At 50.3% G+C, this 21133-nt stretch carries 15 protein-coding genes and 1 riboswitch; of the genes, 6 read left to right on the forward strand and 9 right to left on the reverse strand.

The annotated features are described in order from the left end of the window. Nucleotides 1–85: 85 nt before the first annotated feature. The 4 genes from DB48_RS17955 to DB48_RS17970 all read left to right on the forward strand — a co-directional run bounded on the left by DB48_RS17955 (nt 86) and on the right by DB48_RS17970 (nt 5769). Nucleotides 86–964 (forward strand): MBL fold metallo-hydrolase, encoded by an 879-nt coding sequence (locus tag DB48_RS17955; protein WP_041511554.1) that lies wholly within the window; start codon nt 86–88, stop codon nt 962–964. 422 nt (nt 965–1386) lie between these two features. Beyond that, a complete protein-coding gene (locus tag DB48_RS17960; RefSeq protein ID WP_041511555.1) occupies nt 1387–2757 on the forward strand; it encodes a sigma-54 dependent transcriptional regulator in 1371 nt (456 codons plus the stop codon). Between the two features lie 32 nt (nt 2758–2789). Continuing rightward, nucleotides 2790–3578 (forward strand): DsbA family protein, encoded by a 789-nt coding sequence (locus DB48_RS17965; protein ID WP_041511556.1) that lies wholly within the window; start codon nt 2790–2792, stop codon nt 3576–3578. A 478-nt stretch (nt 3579–4056) separates the two neighbouring features. Beyond that, nucleotides 4057–5769, forward strand: coding sequence for a hypothetical protein (locus tag DB48_RS17970; protein WP_041511557.1), 1713 nt, complete (start codon nt 4057–4059; stop codon nt 5767–5769). 401 nt (nt 5770–6170) lie between these two features. On the opposite strand, the gene DB48_RS17975 is transcribed toward DB48_RS17970, so the two are convergent. The 6 genes from DB48_RS17975 to DB48_RS18000 form a co-directional block, all read right to left on the reverse strand. Continuing rightward, nucleotides 6171–8231, reverse strand: a complete 2061-nt coding sequence (locus tag DB48_RS17975; RefSeq protein WP_082035676.1) for an Ig-like domain-containing protein — start codon at nt 8229–8231, stop codon at nt 6171–6173. Between the two features lie 71 nt (nt 8232–8302). Beyond that, nucleotides 8303–8388: riboswitch (cyclic di-GMP riboswitch) on the reverse strand. A 739-nt stretch (nt 8389–9127) separates the two neighbouring features. Further along, the gene (locus DB48_RS17980; RefSeq protein ID WP_041511558.1) at nt 9128–9847 is read right to left on the reverse strand and encodes a lipopolysaccharide kinase InaA family protein; all 720 of its coding nucleotides are present in this window, start codon (nt 9845–9847) and stop codon (nt 9128–9130) included. A gap of 366 nt (nt 9848–10213) precedes the next feature. Continuing rightward, nucleotides 10214–10393 carry a Trm112 family protein gene (locus DB48_RS17985; protein ID WP_041511559.1) on the reverse strand — a complete coding sequence of 60 codons (180 nt, stop codon included), beginning with the start codon at nt 10391–10393 and terminating at the stop codon, nt 10214–10216. Between the two features lie 22 nt (nt 10394–10415). Beyond that, nucleotides 10416–11405: a tetraacyldisaccharide 4'-kinase gene (lpxK, locus tag DB48_RS17990; RefSeq protein WP_041511560.1), complete on the reverse strand. Its 990-nt coding sequence runs from the start codon at nt 11403–11405 to the stop codon at nt 10416–10418. Nucleotides 11406–11410: 5 nt separating this feature from the next. Further along, nucleotides 11411–13225, reverse strand: a complete 1815-nt coding sequence (msbA, locus tag DB48_RS17995; protein ID WP_041511561.1) for a lipid A export permease/ATP-binding protein MsbA — start codon at nt 13223–13225, stop codon at nt 11411–11413. Nucleotides 13226–13260: 35 nt separating this feature from the next. After that, nucleotides 13261–15546 carry a DNA internalization-related competence protein ComEC/Rec2 gene (locus DB48_RS18000; RefSeq protein WP_041511562.1) on the reverse strand — a complete coding sequence of 762 codons (2286 nt, stop codon included), beginning with the start codon at nt 15544–15546 and terminating at the stop codon, nt 13261–13263. A 31-nt stretch (nt 15547–15577) separates the two neighbouring features. On the opposite strand from DB48_RS18000, the gene DB48_RS18005 reads away from it, so the two are divergent. Continuing rightward, a complete protein-coding gene (locus tag DB48_RS18005) occupies nt 15578–16084 on the forward strand; it encodes a DUF2062 domain-containing protein (protein ID WP_041511563.1) in 507 nt (168 codons plus the stop codon). 393 nt (nt 16085–16477) lie between these two features. Then, nucleotides 16478–17833 carry a diguanylate cyclase domain-containing protein gene (locus DB48_RS18010; protein WP_082035677.1) on the forward strand — a complete coding sequence of 452 codons (1356 nt, stop codon included), beginning with the start codon at nt 16478–16480 and terminating at the stop codon, nt 17831–17833. 25 nt (nt 17834–17858) lie between these two features. Here the strand turns inward: DB48_RS18010 and lolE are convergent, their stop codons facing one another. From lolE to DB48_RS18025, 3 genes are read right to left on the reverse strand one after another with little or no spacing between them, the layout of a single operon-like run. Next, entirely contained in the window at nt 17859–19112 is a 1254-nt protein-coding gene (lolE, locus tag DB48_RS18015) for a lipoprotein-releasing ABC transporter permease subunit LolE (RefSeq protein WP_041511564.1), read from the reverse strand. Further along, on the reverse strand, nt 19109–19810 hold the full coding sequence (gene lolD / locus DB48_RS18020) for a lipoprotein-releasing ABC transporter ATP-binding protein LolD (protein WP_041511565.1): 702 nt from the start codon (nt 19808–19810) through the stop codon (nt 19109–19111). Before lolD ends, lolE begins: the two co-directional genes overlap by 4 nt. A 3-nt stretch (nt 19811–19813) precedes the next feature. Continuing rightward, nucleotides 19814–21046: a lipoprotein-releasing ABC transporter permease subunit gene (locus tag DB48_RS18025; RefSeq protein ID WP_041511566.1), complete on the reverse strand. Its 1233-nt coding sequence runs from the start codon at nt 21044–21046 to the stop codon at nt 19814–19816. Nucleotides 21047–21133 lie beyond the last annotated feature (87 nt).

Consider the following 21133-nt stretch of genomic DNA (forward strand, 5'->3'; position numbering starts at 1 on the left):
ACTCCCCAAATCAAAGGCTGCATCTTGCAGCCTTTTTGTTATGCAACTATATAAACTGAACCGATAAGAAAAAAAAGGTCCATTTATGAACAACATCTTAGGTCTCGCCCTTGCAGGCGTGCTCATCGGCAGTTACGGCACAAGCCTAGGCTGCCTGGCCGCCGAAGATAAGTTTGCCGAGGTCGAAATCACAGCAACTAAACTGACAGACCATGTCTACATGCTAAGTGGCGCGGGCGGTAACATAGGCGTATCGGCGGGAGAAGATGGCCTGCTAATCATCGACGATCAGTTTGCACCACTGGCAGATAAAATTAGCACTGCACTGGCTAACATTCAGCCCGGCAAGCCCAAATATATCGTCAATACCCACTACCATGGGGATCATACAGGCGGTAACCGCATCTTCGGCCAACAGGGCATTATTTTCGCCCATGACAATGTGCTTAAACGGCTAGCAAGCGACGAGGACTATAGCAAGCAGGCCTTACCCAGCATCACTTATGATCAGGGCATTAAGATCCACTTCAATGGCGACACCCTCTCGCTGATGTACCTACCAGCAGGTCATACAGACGGTGATAGCGTGATCTTCTGGCATGATGCCCCAGTGGTGCATATGGGTGACCTCTTCTTTAAGGACAGATTCCCCTTTATCGATCTCAAGGCCGGCGGCTCTGTGGTCGGTTTTCGCGACAACGTTGCCACACTCCTCGCCAAGATCGATGACGATGCTAAAATCATCCCAGGCCACGGCGGTCTCGCCAACAAGCAGGATCTCATCAAATTTAAGCAGATGTTAGACACCTCTATCGACTGGATGAACACCCAGCTGAAATCGGGCAAGTCGCTCGACGCGATAAAGCAACAAGGCTTACCCGAGAAGCTTAAGCAATGGGAGTGGCGATTTATCTCTCAGGAAACCTGGATAGAGACCCTCTATAGCGGCCTTAAGGCGAACTAACCCATAAAAGGTCGCGACTCTGGTAGGCTGTATACCAGCCCCAACCTGATAAATTAAAGCGCAGCTGTAAGGGCTGCGCTTTTTCATAGCTAAACCTGCCACCACCTCTTGCGCCATCATAATGCCACCTTAATGACAGCGCAGTTATCAAGACACACACTGCGCCCAATCTAGGAAAAAACACGCAAAAACAAGCACACATGAGCTTGATGAGAACTCGGGGCAAAGCGCCAATAAAACCAGGCTGATAATCCCCCGCAAAGCTAGACCACATAAGGCATCTTCAGTGGCATTGACTGCACATGGAAATAATCATAATTAGATACACTATCAACTTGCGTTCGCACCAAGCTTTCCTAAAATTTAAGCATCCTATTTAGCAAATGCATTGGCTGTCTTGGGGCCCCGGCTAAGGATTCAGCGTGAGTAACCGCAAGAGGAATTTAACTCACAAGGAACGTAACATATTGGTATTAAACCTCACGGATGAAGTCTGTCTTACCGATAATCAAACTAACGCTTCCCAGTGGCATTTCAATCATGCTGGCACCCTCAGTGCGGCCTACAAGGCGCTAGAGTCGTTCCCTTGCCAAATCGCCATCGCCATCATAGATCTCCCCCATCAGCAGGTTGTACTGCGCGCAATAGAGCTTCTCTCAGCGCGCCAACCCGGCTTACTCTGGCTGGCGATCTCCTTAGACAGTCCTAAGAAGATGGATAATCTGTGTTTCTGTTTTACAGATTACTTCCTGGATTTTCATCACCTTCCTATAGATTGGCAACGACTCAATCACACCCTGGGCCACCTGTGTGGCATGGCTCAGTTAAATGAACGTTGGAGCAAAGAGCAGACTACACACCAATCAAAGTCTTTCTTCTTTGGTGAATCTAAGGTCATGCAAACCCTGCGTGACAACCTCTATAAGATCGCCAAGTCTGATGAAACTGTGTTGATTGGTGGCGAAACCGGTACGGGAAAAGGCCTGTGCGCCAACTTAATCCACTCTCTCTCGTCTCGTAAAAATGGCCCCTTTATCACGGTTAACTGTGGCGCCCTGCCCCCAACGCTGATCCATTCAGAGCTGTTTGGTCACGAGAAAGGCGCCTTCACAGGCGCCGACCGGCAATACATAGGCCGAATAGAGCGCGCCAATAAGGGAACCCTGTTTTTAGATGAGATTGGTGATCTGTCCCTCGAATTGCAAATCAATCTGCTGCAGTTTCTTGAAGAGCATTACATCGAGCGAATCGGTGGTCAAAAGACCACAGAAGTGGATTGCCGCATCATATTCGCGACCCATGTTAACCTTGAGAACGCCGTCGAAGAGGGCAAATTCAGAGAGGATTTGTTTTACCGAATCAATATCATACAAATTGAGTTACCCAGCCTGAGAGAACATAAGCAAGATATTCCTCTCTTGGCTCAAGACTACTTAACTAAACTTGCTCCACCCAATCGTCAATTTCAGTTTCACCAGGACGCATTACTCGCCATGAGCAACTACCAATGGCCGGGCAATGTGCGCGAGCTAAAAAATCGCATTCAGCGCGCCATCATCATGACCGAGAGCGACATCATCACCGAAGCCAACCTGGGCATTAAATTCGCGTGTTCGGCAAACGATGATTCCGATGTGGTCGATCTGGCGCAACACAGAACCGAAATTGATACCGAACTGCTATTGGCCGCCATTAAGCGCAATAACCACAACATCTCGGCGGCGGCCCGTGAACTCAACATCTCCCGAACGACTTTCTATCGCCTCATCAAGAAGTGCAAGATTAAGCTATAGCCAAGTCAGTGGCACCAAACGAGGATCGACTTATGCCATCAACTCATTCGACAGTGATAGTCTGCCTATCTTTACTGTTTTTTGCTGCAGCCTGTCAGCAAACAAATGATGACAAACAAAAACAGGAGATTGCCTATCTGAAACAAGAGGTTGGCCAACTTCAACAACAAGTGGCCATCATGGGCAGTCAGATCAAAGAGATACATACGGTAGTCATGAGAGGCCAGAAGCTGCAACATCGCAACCTACCGACACAAAACAACCCAGATGAGGATGGTAAACTTCCCTCCATAGGAAAAGCCACGGCTCGAATCGCCATCATTGAATTTTCAGACTTTCAATGCCCCTACTGCAAGCGATACATGGACAATACCTTCACCAAGATCAAGAGCGACTATATCGACACCGGCAAGGTGAAGTATATCGCCAGGGACTTCCCTTTAGGTTTTCACCCTAAGGCCAAAGGGGCTGCCATTGCCGCCAACTGTAGCCTGCAACAAGACGCCTATTGGCCCATGCGAGATGCGCTGTTTAAAAACATGCGACAGCTAGGTGACAAACTCTATCAAGACACGGCGACACAGCTTTCTCTGGACATGACTAAGTTCACTGCCTGCCTCGAAGATCAAGCCATCATGAATAAGATTAAGCAAGATATAAGTTATGGCTCATCGGTAGGTGTTCGTGGCACCCCAAGCTTCCTCATAGGAAGACTGGAGAACAATCGGCTGCTCAAACCTAAGCTTCTTACCGGGGCGCAAAGTTTTGACGTCTTTAAAGCCAGCATAGATGCCCTGGAACCGTCTCCCCAAGCCAACTAACTCAAATAAATCGCCGCAAAGTGTTTTTGAGCGAAGCACCTTTAATTTGCTCACTTTTCAACTTTGCGGCGCATCAATTAGGCTCGCACAACATCTCTCATTTAGCTTTGCCAACAATTGGCGAACCCGAAACTCATTTCGCCCATCACTAGGCTCTTGTCCACCTCAAGTTTGAACTTTGCACTGTGTTACACATATGTAACACACTGGCTCCGCCGCCTAAACCAAAAACCACAAAAATCACTTAATATCAACATCTTAGCCTTTTGGCCTAATGCTTGCTGTTAATAGAACATCAATTTGGATACTGCATATGGACAGCCTTTTTTCCACATCCTCTGCAGTGACTAAAAAGCGGCATACGCCGAACAAGTAAGTCTAAGTAAACACTTTTGAGAAAATGATCCTGGTTTTGATGGCAGAAGTTAAGCCATAGCAACAAGGAACAGAAGTCATCAAATTTGTAGGAGATACGACAATGAGATTCAATAAACTTGCAATCATGTGTTGTGCAGCCTGCTTTACCGCTGCAAGCGCATTTGCCGCCGACGATCAACTCGAACTCGACGGTAACGTAAAAAATAACGGTATGAATGACTGGGAGCAAGTCCTCATAGACGGCGCTGGAGCTATCGCAATTTCAGTCGATAGAGAAACGGGCATGGCTGGCGTAATACCGGATCTTCCTCCCAAAACAATTTTCTGGAAAGGTGGTTCGAAAGATACCAACGACGTGACAGAGTGGTGGTACAAAGACGGTGCCGTCCCCGATAAGGATGACATTAGAAACGGTATTGCTGCAGCCTATCGTGACAGTAACGATGATCTGGTTTTCTACTTTGGTGCCGATCGTTACGCCAACAATGGTGACGCGATCTTCGGATTCTGGTTCTTCCAGGCAGATGTTGGCCCCAACGGTAGCAATCAATTCACGGGACAACATACAGACGGCGATCTGTTTATCGTGATGGAATATCCGCAAGGCTCGAATGCGGAACCTTTCGTCCAAGTCATGGAATGGCTAGAAGGCGGCGGTGATGTGTCAGACAACCTGAAACTGCTCTACAACTCTGAAAACGATACCATGCATAGTGCTAAATGTGATGCGATCGATGTCGCAGAAGAAGCCTGTGCGATTACCAACGAAGACGACTCACAGATGACAGTGTGGGACTACATGGCGAAAGATGGCTCAACAGCTACTTATCCCCACGAATCATTCTTTGAGGGTCGAGTGAACGTTAGTGAGATCTTGGGAGATAATATCCCATGTTTTAGCAGCTTCTTAATTGAAACGCGTTCCTCACGTTCGGAAACCGCTCAGCTTAAAGACTTCATCGGCGGTGAATTCCCACTGTGTAGCATTATGGTCACTAAAACCTGTAAGGTAGAAAGACTAGCGCTAGCCAGTGACAACACAACGAAAACCTATGTCGCTTCATTCGAAGCAACCGTTACCAATGACGGCTCAGGTGCTTATGATGCTGATTTCCCACTCATGCTAGTGGATGATGCAGGTACACCTATGGACACAAGCGATGATGTTGTCATTGACGAAACAGTTGGTTATTTCAACGGCGGACTGGGATTGGCTGGTGGAGCGAGTTTCCAATATTCTGGCACTTTCTTTACCGATGACAATCCACCAATGAACACTATTGAAGCAACGGTTGACTTTGGTAGCTCCACAGCCTCAGACGATTTTACTATTGAATGTAGCTCATTGGATCTCAATCCAGCGATTGATTTGACCAAAGTCTGTACATCTGAGCTAGTCGAAGATGGCGGAGAGGTAATATTGAGTGTCGATTACGATATAGTCTCTTGTAACTTAGGTGATGTACCACTAAATGCAGAGATTAGTGATGCGACTGTAGGTCTTACCGATGTGCCTTATCTCCTCGACATCGCACAAGCTTGTGAAATCGATACAGACTGTTCAGTCGGTACCTGTGATAATGGTCTATGTCTAGAAGCACCGGGCCTAGTCTATGGTGATCCAGTTTGTGCAATAATCTCTGACACATACAGACCTAGCACGCTACCTACAGGCAACAGACTGAATTCTCAAAATACAGTATCTGTTTCAGCGTACTCAGTGTTTGATGTAAATGAAACTGAAGAATTAACCGACGAGGTAACGGCAACCTGCCCATTATGCCCAATACAACCTGAACCTCAACCTGAATAGAGCTTGATTCTGAAACATGACAAAGCCACCTACTTATTACAGGTGGCTTTTTTAGCCCGCTTAATAAAAGACGTGTTGGCAATGGTGATGACTATCGTAAAAGCATAGACTTAGTCGAGTCTTGGTTTCCCTAAGTTATTGCCATTCACCTCGCCAAAATAGTCTCTCGCCCAATATCCACTAGATAGACGAAATATCACTCTACCGCTTTCGGTTTCCCATCATCTCAAAAATGAACACTTTGGGTACTGGATATTCAAAAACAGAGCAAATAGCGGCGGCAAGCCACAAAGCCCCGAAAGAAATCACAGCACAATTGCAGGAAGCCTTGTTGTGACTACCTTGTCAACGCCAACAAAAAAGGGCCTTATGGCCCTTTTTATTAGAGATACACTCTAAAGCTATTTGTTCTTGCCTTTTCCACCAGGCTTTCCACCACCGTCGCCAGAGCTCGCTGTCAGGCTGACTTTCACGGTTGCCGTTGCCTGCAACTCACCATCGCTTATCGTATAAGTAAAGCTATCGCTCGACTTAAACCTTTTACCCGGTAGGTAAGTAATGGTGTTATCGCTATTAATCACCACACTTCCCTTAGCTGGAGCTGATACCGCGACAACAGTAAGTTGATCACCATCGGCATCGCTGTCATTGCTTAATACGCTAACTATGCCACTTGCTTTACTACTGAGTGTCAGTGTATCCGCTAGTGCAACTGGCGCCGTATTGGTATTTGTTGCTTCTACGGTAATGGTTTGTAACAGCTCCGCATTCGTCTTGCCATTACTAGGCGTTGCTAACAAGGCAAGCTGCTTAGCACCAACGTCACCATTAACTGTCAGGGTATAATTAACGGTAACAGTCTGCTGTGGTGCCAGCGTCATGACAGATTGATCCCATTGACCAGTCCATCCTGTTGGCAGCGTCGCGGCAAGCGATACATTGGTGCTTGGACAACCTGCAGAATCGTTGTTAGTTAAGCTGTAACTTAGGTTTTTCTGCTCCCAAGTTTGCATACTACCCGAAGACATAGCGGTTAAACTTGGCGCCTTAGCAACACAAGAGATTGCACTTGAGTGGCTAATACCTACGGTTGCCTGATAGCCATCAGCAGCCAATAGCTCAATTGTCACACCAGTATCTGCATCATAAAAAGTCTGGCCAACACCAATGGTACTATCTGACCAATCACTGCTCGCACTCATAGGTGTGCTATCGAGTAGGTAGCTGCTACCGGGCGTGTTTTCAGTCCCCTCACGCAGAATAATTGAATCTGTCAGATTGGCATATTTGTCGAATAAGAATGCATCAAAACCCGTTGGAGTGCGATATTCCAAGTAGTAGTAGCGTGCATTACCATTCGCGTCGTTACCAAGATAAATTTTTGCAGCAAGGGTGCTGTTGCTTTCTAAAGATTCGTAATAATCTAATGTGATCACTTGGTCGCTAGTCACAGTGGTAACTTGATTATTTAACCAACCCAGGCGTTCCTTTTGGAATGCATTGAAATGGGCTCCCTCATCGGCTCCCCCCATTGCATCGTAGATATCACCGTACTCAGTTGTTGAACAAGTTCCTTCACTAACAGACTCACCACAATCTTTGCTGTGCGAGTGATGTAACCCAAGGTTATGGCCAAGTTCGTGCACAACTGTCTTAATCTGGAAATTTTTAATCCAGGTACGCCCTGGGTAACCTGCCACTGTTCCCTGACCAGACCAACGACAACCCAGATTTGCTTCGATCACATACATCACGTGATCATAGTCATTTGGCTCAAAACCTTGCCCACGCGCTAATATATCGGCTTCGTTACCGATAGCTGTGGTATCACATACAAATTTATCAAGCGGAAGGGTCAAATAGCCTATGGTATCGCCACTCAAACTGACTTTCCCGTTTGAGTTTTCTAAATAGAATTCATTACCTTGATTAAAAACCAAGTCATTCGCTTGTTCGACACTTGCATATTCACTCGAAGAGTTTTCAAATTTCACCAGCATCACTAGCACGCTGCGGTCACCGGTCACTGTGATGGCATCTAAACTGCTAGTCGTCGAAGTCGCAGAGCTGACTCCGCCGTCAAATAAAGTGATCTGTTCTGGATAGAGATTAGGATTTTTGAGCACGCTATTTGGCAGCGTGACTTCCTGGCCATTTCTCAGCTCGAGGTTTTTCCCAACAAGATTGAAAGGCACGACACTGCCGTCGTCCAACGTCAGCTTATGATGTAATTCTGGGAGTTTTCCATCCTGATAGTCGGTATAGGCAACACTCAAGACACCTTTTAGTTGATGTTCACCGACTTCGCTTTGAGCAACTGATATAGATGAATGAGTATCAGCATGAACAGGCATAATAGCTGACGCAGACAGTAAGCCAGCCCCCATTAAGCCAAAACCGAGGGTTTTCAGGAAAGTAGATGTAGAATCGGTACGCGCAACAGCGCAATGAACTGAACTCATAGCTAGGACCTCTCAAAGTCAACATCACTTCGAAAGCTCCAAGTACAAGTACAAGGCTCTATCAACGCTCATTCGGTAGCCCAGCCACCCTTTTGCATTGCAATTAGGGTCTGTGGCTTTGCGTGCATTAATCTCTTAATGTTTGCCGTTTCGAGAGTGCTTTCGAACTAAACCTCCAGGCCGCTTCAGCCCAGAGAATTCGGGCATTCTAGCAATTAATCTCAGTCAATCTCAACCAAAAGTTTGATCATTTTTTAATCAATTTTTAAAACCCCATGAAAATCAATGCGCAACGAATAGCTAAAAGTTGTCAAAACCATAAATCTTGGTGTAAAACTCGATACGGGATCACCTAAAAAGTCGATTGCACTGAATTTTTAAGAGGACTCAGAATTAAAATCCGTGCAAACAAGTTTTACCTCATCATGCATAAGCGATAGCGTCGATCTGGCATAGAATTGACTGCTGGAGGGATGAAAAGCGGCAGAAAGCTTAGGCCCGGTTGATCTTTCAAATTTAATTTTTGTTCAATCTAAACGCGTTTTGCGCGAGGCGAGAGCCATGAAGCATAGTTGCTCTATGTGATAGTTACTCTATGTGATAGTTGCTCTAGGTGATAGTTACTCTATGTGAATGGCGACAACAAAAAAATCGTCTGGAACGATTTCTAACAGCGTAGCTGACCGCCTGCGGTGAAAGGCAGGAAGCCTTTCATAAAGTGCAGCGCACTTTTAGATGAACCCGTTGGGCAGCGTTTGTAGGCCATTTCTACGGTGTTACCGCCAGTTTGTGTCACTCTGGTTTATAAAAACCACTACACGACACAGACTCTGCCTTGTATTAATCACCTTCAAACTGCTGCAAAAACAAAGGCAAAGATCAACAGGCCCTAGTAATTAATGGGTCTGTTTAAAGTGACGCAGAAGCCAATAGACAGGACGAAGATCCTTTCCACCGATAGATTTAAGCGGCGCAATAAGATAGTTAAGCCACTGCCACTTCTCCATCTCTTGCTTTGAAGCCTGCCAGAGCGACTCTCCCCCCGCAGCACGGTAGGCAGCAATCACAGGTTCGACAATCTCAGGATGGGGCCCGATGTAGCGATACAGACTATGGATATAGACGAGGAGATCTCTGATCTGCTGCCTATGCATATCGCTGTCTTGCTGATTTGCCTCGAAATCGATAAAGGAAACATTACCCGCTTGCCAACAGATATCCCTTAGGGCGGGCCTGCCGTGAGCCAAACCTTTTAGATGCAGTTGAGCCAAACCGGTTGCACTATCCTGTAATATCTTGAGCTTCTCGGCCTCATCGATCTCAGCATTTAACCAAGCATTAATCGGCATGCCTACGTCGGCCACTACCAGAAACCCTTCACCGCTGGCAACCAGTTCGGGCACGGGAGCCCCTTTCTTGGCGAGTTGAGTAAGGGTTGTTATCTCAAGCTGCAGCGCCGCCTGGGGCTGGGACTTTAGCCAGCGCATGGCGCCGGTGAGACGCTCTGCCTGTTTAAGCCAATACTTGCGACCTTGGTATTCGAAACTAACTATTCGTTCGCCCTGATGTTCGACAAGCAGTTTATCAATCACATGTTGAAGGCTAGAAACAGTCACACAAGATACTCCGGTAAAAGTGAAAGGGGATTATGTGTGCAAGCTTGCGCAAATGCAATCTTCAGGGGCGTAAGCGGGGAAACTATGAGCGGCACCAGACTGACTGATAGGTGACACCTGCGGGGAGAAAGCGAGAGACGTATCGGCCGACACGTCTCAAGAATACCACACGATAACCGACGGCACTTTTTATACCAATCACAATAAGTATGTGATCAGAAATAGCGCAGGAAAAACGCTTGAGAACAAAGCAGGATTTTTAGATAAGTAGTTATTCTACAATTAAAAATACTAATACAGTTATCGAGCGTTTTAACAAGCTAGAATGATCAATTATTTATTACGGTTGGTATTACACCAAGCGGCTTAAGCTTCTTCGTTCCAAGGGGTCGCCTTGTTTTCAAGCAATACGGGGATCCCTTCGTTAATCGCATAGACCAAACGGTCTGCCTTACAGATAAGCTGCTGATTAGCCTTGTCGTATTCAAGCTTCCCCTTACACACAGGGCAGGCAACTATCTCTAAAAGTTTCTTATCAAACGCCATGTTAATTTCCTTGTTGTACGTTTTAGCGCCGCTCAAGCAGCGTTAACAATTGCTGTTCAAATTCTGGTGCTATCTTGGCATCTACCGGCAGATACCACCAGTTAGACTTTGCAAAATCGCGACATTTAACCGCATCTTTCTCTGTCATTAGCACGCCTCGCCCCGCCGCGACCATCTCTATGGCTTCTAGGCTGTAGGCCTTATGATCGTCAAAGGCATGTTGGTGAACGGGATGAACCCCAATATGGGTAAGGGTATCGAAAAATCGCTGTGGATTGCCTATCCCGGCGATAGCCACATTGTCAGAAAGCGGATTATCGGCTAATACCGCGCCGTCGGCCACTCTGCACCAACTGCCGGGAGCCAGTGCCATCTCAAACTCCTGCGGATGGACGCGCTCACCATTGACTAAGGTAAAATCGACTGTGCGCTGACGCCAGCGTCCTTCTCGCAGGGGCCCTGCAGGTAACAGCAGACCATTACCGAAACGGCGCTTGCCATCGAGCACTAAGATCTCCACATCTCGCTCGAGTCGATAATGCTGCAGTCCGTCATCGCTGATGATGACGTCTACCGCTTGCCATTCGAGCAGGGCTTGACCCGCGGCCACACGATCGCTGCCTATCACCATAGGCACCTGAGTGCGCGCGACTATCATGGCTGGTTCATCACCGACTTCACTCGCCGGCATGCCAGAGATAACCCGCTTACAGCCAGTAAACTCGACGCCATAGCCACGGCTGATCACCCCTGGGCGATAACCATGACGACGCAGCAACTCGATGAGATAGATAACCGTGGGCGTCTTGCCACTGCCACCTACCGTGATGTTACCCACCACGATAACCGGCACATCCAGGCGCACACTTGACTTAAGCCTCAAACGAAACAGCTGTCGTCTGAGGCTCGTCAGCAGATAAAACAAAGCACTGAGGGGCAAAAGCAGCAGAACAAGCAGCCAGTGAACACCCAGCTGCCTGTCATACCAGAGACGATTAACCAACGTCTGCATAGTAATTAGCTACCAAACTGCATCTGGTACAGGTTGTAATAGATCCCCTGCTTCGCCAGCAGCTCGCTATGAGTACCGCGTTCGACCACCTTGCCCTGATCGACCACCAAGATCTGATTGGCATTTTCAACCGTCGACAAGCGGTGAGCGATCACGATTGATGTACGGTTCTGCCTGAGGTTATCCAGCCCCGTCTGAATCGCCTTCTCCGATTCGGTGTCCAGCGCCGAGGTCGCTTCATCGAGTATCAACAGGGGCGCATCGCGCAGTATCGCCCTGGCAATGGCGATACGCTGACGCTGACCGCCTGAGAGCATGACGCCGTTCTCCCCTACCTGGGTATAGATCCCCTCGGGCATGTTACTGATAAACTCCCAGGCATTAGCGAGCTTGGCGGCATCTATGATCTGCTCCTCACTCACCTCACCCGGGTAGGCATAGGCGATGTTAGCAGCAATGGTATCGTTGATCAGGGTGACTTGCTGTGACACCAGGGCCACCTGACGACGCAATGACGCCAGCTTATAGTCTCTCAGGCTCACATCATCCAGGCGAATATCACCGCTTTCAAGATCCGAGTAGAAGCGGGTGATGAGGCTGGCTATGGTCGACTTACCAGAACCGCTGCGCCCCACCAGAGCCAGGGTCTCGCCAGGATTGACCTGAAAATCGACATCTGTCAATGCCAAGCCTTCCTGATTGTCATAGCGGAAGTTAACCTTGTCGAAGCTCAGGCGTCCCGCCACTCTTTGCGTCTCGTAGGTGCCATTGTCCACCTCGGCCGGCGTGTCTAACACCGCAAAGATGGTACTACAGGCGGCGATACCCCGCTGAAACTCGGCGTTGACACGGGTCAGGCTCTTAATTGGCTGCAACATGGCGAGCATGGCCGCCAAGATGGTCGCAAAGGTACCTGCGGTAAGATCTGCACGCATGCTCTCAAGGCTTGACGCATAGAGCACGAAGGCCAGCGCCAGGGAGCCAATCACCATCACCAAAGGCTGGCTGATTGCCTGGGCCAGGGCCAGTTTCATGGTGCGCGAGCGGTTATCGTCGTTCACCTTGGCAAAACGCTGGGATTCGGCCTGCTGACCACCGAAGACCAACACATTCTTATGGCCTTTAATCATCTGCTCGGTGACCGAGGTCACCCCACCCATGGCGGTCTGGATCTGTTTAGAAACCTTACGGAATTTACGGCTGACCACGGCAATCACCAGGCCAATCAAGGGCCCGACGATGAGGATACAGAGCGAGAGTTTCCAGGAGTTGTAAAACATCACCCCCAGCATGCCGATCACAGTAATACCGTCACGCACTATGGTGATCAGCGCACTGCCGGACGCTCTGGCGATCTGCTCAGTATCGAAGGTGACCCGGGAGATCAAATTACCACTGCTCTCGGCATCGATATAGCTCACGGGCAGCTTAAGGTAATGTTCAAACACCTGCTGACGCATATCCATGATCATACGCGCGCTGATGTAAGAGATGCCGTAGGTAGATAAAAAGTTAGCCAGGCCCCTGAGGGTAAACAAACCAATCACCACAAAGGGCGCGGTTTTTAACACATCACTGTCGGAGTTAAAGCCGCCACTCATGCCGAGATCGACGCCTTCCACCAAACCGGGGGTGGTCGGCACATTGCTGGCAAAGCCCTGATCGATAAAGGGTTTAATTGAATAAATAAAGGTTGCGTCCACCAAGCCATAAAGCACTAGGCCGAACACAGACAGAAATAACACCCCTTTAAGCGGGACAAGATAGGTCAGCAGTCTGAGAAATACGCTGCTAACTTCACTTTTCGAAGCATTTGTCATTCGGGATTCTATCAATAGATGCAAAAAAGCGTATTCTACTCTGGATTGCCAAACTCACCAAATTCAAAGCGTTGATTATACCAAAATGGCGCCAAATCCCGGCGATAACCCGAGACTAAAACGCCCCCTTCGTCCAATGTTAAACTGAGCTGACCATTGTCCCCCGTGCTGTACTGGCGCGCCCTTGTCTCGTTGAAGCGCCTAACCACTTCGGCCTTGGGAAAGCCATAACGATTGTTAAACCCGGCCGCGTAGAGCACGATATCCGGCGCACTTGCCTGAATAAAGGCGCTGCTCGACGAGGTATTGCTGCCGTGATGCGCCGCGATCAACACGGTACTGGTCACCTCTGGCGTCTGCGTCAGGAGTGACTGCTCACCCTCACGCTCGATATCCCCGGGGATAAGCAGGCTTCGACTGCCGTCACTTATCCGAACTATGCAGGAAGCATTGTTGCCAACGCCAGCCTCTCGCGGCCCCAGTAGCTCTAGGGTAAGTCCCCGCCAGTGCATGCTCTTGGGGCGACAGTTCATGGCACCAGGATAGTCGAGGTCAGTCACAAGCTTGACCTCGGGATGCTGGGACAACAAATAGTCGGCGCCGCCGGCGTGGTCGTTATCCCCGTGGCTCAGCACCAGATAGTCGAGCTTGCCTATGCCACGATAATGCAAGAAAGGCTGGATCACCCTTTCTGCGTAGCTAAAGTGCTCACCGAAGGCGGCGCCGGTATCATAGATTAATCCATGCCCCTGCTTCTCGACCACCAGGCTCAGCCCCTGCCCCACATCTAGCAGGTGGACCTGCCAACGGCGAGGATCTGTCACCCCTTGAGGTAAACACCACAGACAGAGCGGCACGAGAAGCACCAAGGGCATCCATCGCCAGGCGCCTGAGGCCAGTCGCCAACTGATAACGGCAAGCAGGCTAAACAGTAGGGCCGAAACAAGCTGCATCGAGGCAGGCAACCAGTGAACAGGAAGTTTGCCTAACCAGTCGAAAGCTAAGGTCATGGGGGAAATGGCAAGATCTAGCAGATAGAGGGGTAAGCTCACGGGCATGGCCATATAGATGCTAGGTGCCCATGTTATCAAGGCCAAGAAGCTTAGCGGAATCACCACCAGACTAAACCAGGGTACGAAGATCAGGTTAAATATCAGGGCGTAGGGCGCAAAGCCGCCAAACAGCAACCCCTGCAACAAGCCCAGGGATAAACTTAGCCGCCACTGAATCTGCCACAACTGGCCAAGGCGGTATGTCAGCCTCTGCCAAGACGATAAGTGCTCATCTGGCGCGGGCGCTGATTGGCCGAACCAGAGAATGATCGCCAGCGCGCCGAAGGAGAGCCAGAGCCCGGCACCGAGAATACTTAAAGGGTCCAGCAACAAGACGATGAAAAGCGCCCATAGCAGCCGCTCAAATGGCGAGGCGTAGCGCCTGATAAGCCCAAGCCAAATTACCATAACCAACATGATGAGTGCTCGTTGGGTCGGCAACCCCAGTCCGGCAAGGAAGGCATAGAGCCCGCAGCAAACCAAGGCCACTAAGGCGATGGCTTGGCGATTGCCAAGTCCCAAGCGAGGACGCAAGCGCCCTAAAAGATAGCCTCCCAGCCCCATGACCCAGAGCGCCAGTACCGACAGATGTAGCCCGGAGATGGTCACCAGATGGCCGGTTCCACTCTGCCTTAGCCCCTCCCAATGCGCCTCGCTTATCTGCTGCTTATCCCCCAGCATGAGCGCCAGCATCAGATCGCCATTGGAAAATATGGCCACGGCCTGCCGCAATGGTGCCAGCAGCCCAGCCCGCATCCCTCGCGGCGGCGATAGACGCTTGGCCGCAATCACCCTGCCCTTGCCTATGATGTGCTTAGACAACAGATAGGCCTGCTGATTAAATCCCCCTTGATTAAGCACACTGGTGATCGGCTTAGGGGCAAGCGTGAATTGCCACACCTCACCTATGGCGACTTTTTGTTCGCTTTGCCAGCGCAAGCGCAAATATTTATCAGGAAATTGAAGAGGGTGGTCGGTCAAAATGCGAATATCGGCATTTATCCAGTCGCCGTTTCGATAAACTAGTGATATGATTTCGCCCCTTACTGTTGGCGACTCGCTGGAATTTTCAGGCGTAAAAACCAAAAGTTGGTGGCAAAATAGACTCATCCAAGCTATAGCCAGAAGGCAACCAGCCAATAATTTTGACCATTTCAGCATGATGACGGCAATGACTAACACCACACATGCAAGTGAAAGGGTCGGCAAGGCGGGCCAGAGCAGCGCGGAGATGAGGGTGGCACAATAGCCAAACATGAATCGATTCATAATGAATAATTTAAGACTGCAACACTAAGCTATGCCAAAAAAATTCATTCAACGATATATGCCCAAACCCGAGACGCTGCAGAATCATAAACACCTGCAGATGTTCGGTAAGTTGCTCCACAAACCTAACCTCTGGGCACTGAATCGACGCTCCGCTCCCCTCGCCTTTGCGGTCGGCCTGTTTGTCGCTTGGATCCCTATGCCGTTTCAGATGGTATTAGCCGCGGCGTTAGCCATACTGTTTAACTGTAACTTACCTGTCGCCGTCGCGCTGGTGTGGGTCACCAATCCGGTCACCATGCCCTTTATGTTCTACGCCGCCTACCTCTTTGGCGCCAAACTACTCGGCCACCCTCCCCAAGAATTTGCCTTCGAAGCCAGCTGGCAATGGATAGAGGCCTCACTCTTCACCATAGGCCCACCATTCCTACTGGGTTGTCTCGTGTTTGGGATCATCTTTGCGGCCTCGGGTTACTTTGTCGTTCATAACCTGTGGAAGTACTCGATCTTATTTAAGTGGAAGAATCGCGCCAAATAGTGATGTTTCACACTGCATTGCTCACCGGGCATTAGTCACCGGACAGTGCACCTATACCTATGCCCCCCCTAAATCTCGCGACCTACTGCATTTGGCTGTGACTCGGGCTTAGCTCGCTTAATCACACAAGCAGGTAGCCTGGTAAGCAGCTAGCCACGAATGCAGTTAGTCACTTAAGCATTCACTTAACTAAATCATTCCGCCGATATCGACGATCACACTGGGTTAACCATCACCTACAGCATAAGCTGCTGAAATTGTCCCTTCGCATCTCATAGAAACTTAAGATAGAATAAACAAATTGATTACAAGGTTAACGCTTTGTATCTATCTGAATGACATGCCCTAGATGAAGTCGCCCGTTAGAATAATCACAATAAATGCAGGAAGGCCATGCACTTAAATTCAAATAGAAAACATGTCGCGATCTTCGCATTGCTCTCCTGCTTGTTTCTGCTCGCAGCCGTGATCACCATAAGTGCGCTAACAAAGTACTTTGTTAACAATGAGATCCAGCAAGAAGAGGAAAACCTGCGCAAAAACCTGGCGCTGCTTCGCTTCAACTTTGAGGCCACCATCTATAAAGACACCTATCTGGCCGATAGTCTGGCCACTGTGGTAACCATAGATCCCGATTTTGCCATGAAGAACTGGCATGTGATCGCCGCCAAACTGCTCGACAAGGCGCAGTACGTACGCAACGTCGCCATCGCACCAAACAATATCATCTCCTTAGTCTATCCCCTCAAGGGCAACGAGAAGGCGGTGGGCTTCGATTATCGCACTCAGCCAAATCAGCTAAAGACAGTGCTACTGGCAAAGGAGCAGCAGTCGGTGTTTATTGCCGGGCCGGTGAATCTGGTGCAAGGCGGGCTGGGCCTTATCGCCCGCTACCCTATCTTCAAAGACTATCCCAAAAACACCCAATATTGGGGCGGGGTGAGCGTGGTGATGAACTATAACCAGTTACTGCATGATACCGGGATCACGCAATTTAAGGGCGGTGATATCGCCATCAAGAAACAGCTAAACGCTAACGAAGCGGAACAGGTTTTCTATGGCGACCCCAGTGTCTTTAAAGATGCCGATGTGATCTATCCCATCAAGTTGCCCAGTGGGACCTGGAACCTGGCCGCCAAATTTCATGTTGAAAATCTCGCCCGCATCAATCACCTGCGCCTAGGCATAGTTGGCACGGGCACGGTCGCAGCCTTTACTCTGTATATGCTGATGCTGCTGCTATTTCGTAACTATCAGCACACCCACAGGGCGGCCCTGCACGATGAATTAACCCATCTCCCCAACCGACGCTTCATCATCAATGAGCTCGACCGCGTGATGAACAAGCATAATCAGCCATCTTTTACCTTACTCAACATAGATCTGAACGACTTTAAAAGGGTAAATGACGAGCTGGGACATGAAGCGGGCGACGAGTTGCTAAAATATGTCGCCAATCGTCTGGTGACAGAGGTGGGGATTAAGGGGTCGGTCGCGCGATTTGGCGGCGATGAGTTTCTGATCTTGCTCTATGACGTGATTGACGGTCAGGAGATTGAAGCCATCATGGCTCACATCACCCAGGCGATAGAATCCCAGCCTTTCTGCTGGCAATCACAGCAACTGACGCCTTCGCTCAGCATAGGCTACGCCACTTTTGATGGGCAAAATGCCGACATCAAAGAGTTACTCTCCGATGCCGACAGGCGGATGTATCTGCAAAAACGCGCCTACCGAGAAAGTCGTTAACAGCCTTCCCGGGTATCAGCGAGAGCTAGCGTCCAGCCAGTGCCTCAGCGGGATGGATGCGGCTCGCCTTCCAGGCCGGATAGAGGGTAGCCAGCAGGCTCATCACCAAAGCAAGTGATACCACCAGCACCACATCCAACAGATGCAGCTGTGATGGCAAGAAATCGATGAAATAGACGTCGGCCGACAATAGCTGCACACTAAATAGCTGCTCAATCCCGCTGGCAATGGCACTAAGATTCAAGGCCAGGGTGATCCCCAATGCCCCACCGATTAAACAGCCTAACAAACCATTCAAGGCCCCCTGCACCACAAAGATCCCCATGATAGTGGCTTTGGCCATCCCCATGGTCAGCAAGATTGCTATCTCAGACTGCTTGTCACGCACCGCCATCACTAAGGTAGAAACGATATTGAAACATGCCACGGCAATCACCAGCGCCAGCACTAGGTACATCACGGCGCGCACCAACTGAATATCCTGATAGAGATGCCCCTGGGTGCGTGTCCAGTCCGACAGATACATATACTGCGACTGACTATAGCCCAAGGTGCGGATCAGCTGCGGCGCGGCGAAGACATCGTCGACCTTGATGCGGATCCCACTCACGCCCTCACCCAGCCCCAATAATTCGGCGCCATAATCCAGCGAGATATAGGCCGTCGTCAGATCCAGCTCACCGCCGAGCTCAAAGACACCCGCCACCTTAAATTGATGACTCTTGGCCGAGCCCAGACCTCGACCCGCAGACTTGCCCGCGAGGTTCGGCGTGTAGAGACTCAGAGTGTTGCCAAGCGATAGTCCCAGGGCATCGGCGAGCCCCTTACCCAGTACTATGTTGTTCTCTTTAGTGGCCAGAGCCTGCCAGGCAGCTTCTGGCATAAAGTCGTCGATGTTTGACACCTTGGCTTCTAGCGCTGGCGTGATGCCGATCACCGTAAGCCCTTGAAAGCCGCCGGGCTTCTGAATCAGCCCCTGAATGCGTACAAAGGGCGCACTGGCCAAAATACCAGGGATCTTCTTGGCATCCTCGGCTATCTGCGGCCAGTCATGAAGCGGCTCATTCACCCCGGTCAGCTCACCATGGGGCACGACCCCCAGCAGACGCTGCTCAAGCTCCTGCTCGAAGCCGTTCATGGCCGACAGCACAGTGATCAGCACTGCCACCCCAAGGGCGATCCCCGCCGTCGAGGCAAAGGAGATGAAACTGATGAAACGATTGGACTGACGCGCCATGTAGAAGCGCCAGCCTACCCAGAAGGCGAGTCTCTCTCTCATGCCATCTCCCAGGCGCTTAACTGTCCATCTTGCATCTTAAGTTGTCTGTCCATGCGCGCGGCCAGCTTAGGATCATGGGTCACCACCACAAAGGCGGTACCCAGCTGGCTGCCCAGCTCACGGATAAGCTCATAGACGGTATCGCCGCTCGCGGCGTCCAGGTTTCCGGTAGGCTCGTCGGCCAACACCAGTTTCGGACGATTGATCAGCGCCCTGGCTATCGCCGTACGCTGGCGTTCACCACCCGACATCTCGGCCGGTGTATGATGCAGCCTGTGCCCAAGGCCCACGCGATTAAGCAGCTCTGTCGCCTCCTGCTCAACCTCTTGGCGCGGCCGCTTCTGGATAAGTCCAGGCATGGCCACATTTTCAAGCGCGGTAAACTCGGGTAAAAGGTGGTGGAACTGGTAGATAAACCCCAGCTCCTGATTGCGGATAGCCGCCTGACGTGCTGGTGACAGTCGATAGAGATCTTCGCCATCAAACATCACCTCACCACTGCTCGGTTTATCTAAGGTACCCATGATATGCAGCAAGGTACTCTTACCCGATCCCGAACTGCCAACGATAGCCACCTGTTCGCCCTTGGTGATACTGAGGTTAACGCCACTGAGCACCTGGGTATCTATGCTGCCTTCGTGATAGCGCTTGCTAACGTTATTGACTTGAAGTAACAAAGGTTTTTCCTGTTGGGTCATAGATCATTCGTACCTTAAAGCTGTGGCTGGTTGCACGCTTGCCGCCCGCAGCGCGGGATAAACGGTCGCCAAAAATGTGATAGCCAGGGTGCCGACCACGATAAGGGACAACTGCCCCCACTCGAGTTGCACCGGCAGGCGTTGACCAGCCCCAAGCACATGAATGCCGAGCGCCGAAAAGAGGGTGTTAATATTCAAAGTTGCCAGCACGCCAATAACCAGGCCGCCCACCAAGCCTAAGACGGCGTTGAGCGATCCCTGGATCATGAAGATCCCCATGATGCTTCCTGTGGTCAGGCCCTGAGTTTTCAGCACGGCAACATCTGTGGTCTTATCCACCACCATCATCACCAGGGCCGAGACGATATTGAAGGCGGCCACGGCGATGATGAGACTCAGCATCAGCGACATCATGTTCTTCTCCATCTTCACCGCCGAAAACAGATGCCCATAGCTCTCACGCCAATCGCTGGTGGTGACGCTATCACCCGCGGCCTCAAACGCGGCCTTGACCTTAGGCGCCAGTTTACTTGCCTTGAAGGGGTCTGCCAGATAGAGACGCAGCGACTTGATCTCATTAGGGGATTTGCGCATCAGGCGCAGCGCATCTTCATGGTGTATATAGGCAAGGCTTGCATCGACCTGGGAGCCCATCTCGAAGACGCCAGCCACGGTAAACTTACGCTGACTCGGTACCGGCCCCAGCGGTGAATAGACCACGCCATCGCCGCTCAACACACGAAGCCTGTCGCCGGGTTTCACATCCAGGCGGCGCGCCAGCTCGGCGCCTATGATGATGCGGTATTTACCCGCCTCGAGACTATCGAGGGAGCCATTGAAATGGCGATTGAGACGCGCGAGATTGTCTTGCTCAAGTTCGGGATAGATGCCATAGACCTTCACCGCGCTGATACTACCCGGTGCCTGCAACATGGCCTGAGTAGCCACGCTCGGGCTCATGGCCAAGATCTGCTTGCTATCGACAAGGCTGGACGCGACAGACTGCCAGTCACCAAGATGCTGCTCACTGTGCACCGTCAGTTGCGGTACCGCGCCCAAAATGCGCTGCTTGAGCTGTCCCTCCAGGCCATTCATCACAGAACTGACGATGATCAGCGCCGCCACCCCAAGCAAGATCCCCGATACGGCAAACAGGGTAATAAATGAGGCAAATGGATTGGCCTTACGTGCTCGCCAGTACCGGTAACCTATGGTCCAAGATAACGCTAAATTCATGTTTGGCAGGGTCTCTTTATATCAGAGCCTTGATAAATCATTAAGATGGGCACGATAATAGGGGGAATAGCCCCCTAAAAACAAGAG

It is taken from the genome of Shewanella sp. cp20, from assembly GCF_000832025.1.
GTDB lineage: Bacteria > Pseudomonadota > Gammaproteobacteria > Enterobacterales > Shewanellaceae > Shewanella.

Coding starts and splice junctions, on each gene's coding strand:
- DB48_RS17955 (WP_041511554.1), top strand. CDS start 86: ATGAACAACATCTTAGGTCTCGCCCTTGCAGGCGTGCTCATCGGCAGT.
- DB48_RS17965 (WP_041511556.1), top strand. CDS start 2,790: ATGCCATCAACTCATTCGACAGTGATAGTCTGCCTATCTTTACTGTTT.
- DB48_RS17970 (WP_041511557.1), top strand. CDS start 4,057: ATGAGATTCAATAAACTTGCAATCATGTGTTGTGCAGCCTGCTTTACC.
- DB48_RS17975 (WP_082035676.1), bottom strand. CDS start 8,231: ATGAGTTCAGTTCATTGCGCTGTTGCGCGTACCGATTCTACATCTACT.
- DB48_RS17985 (WP_041511559.1), bottom strand. CDS start 10,393: ATGGCGTTTGATAAGAAACTTTTAGAGATAGTTGCCTGCCCTGTGTGT.
- lpxK (WP_041511560.1), bottom strand. CDS start 11,405: ATGCAGACGTTGGTTAATCGTCTCTGGTATGACAGGCAGCTGGGTGTT.
- msbA (WP_041511561.1), bottom strand. CDS start 13,225: ATGACAAATGCTTCGAAAAGTGAAGTTAGCAGCGTATTTCTCAGACTG.
- DB48_RS18000 (WP_041511562.1), bottom strand. CDS start 15,546: ATGAATCGATTCATGTTTGGCTATTGTGCCACCCTCATCTCCGCGCTG.
- DB48_RS18005 (WP_041511563.1), top strand. CDS start 15,578: ATGCCAAAAAAATTCATTCAACGATATATGCCCAAACCCGAGACGCTG.
- DB48_RS18010 (WP_082035677.1), top strand. CDS start 16,478: ATGCACTTAAATTCAAATAGAAAACATGTCGCGATCTTCGCATTGCTC.
- lolE (WP_041511564.1), bottom strand. CDS start 19,112: ATGAGAGAGAGACTCGCCTTCTGGGTAGGCTGGCGCTTCTACATGGCG.
- lolD (WP_041511565.1), bottom strand. CDS start 19,810: ATGACCCAACAGGAAAAACCTTTGTTACTTCAAGTCAATAACGTTAGC.
- DB48_RS18025 (WP_041511566.1), bottom strand. CDS start 21,046: ATGAATTTAGCGTTATCTTGGACCATAGGTTACCGGTACTGGCGAGCA.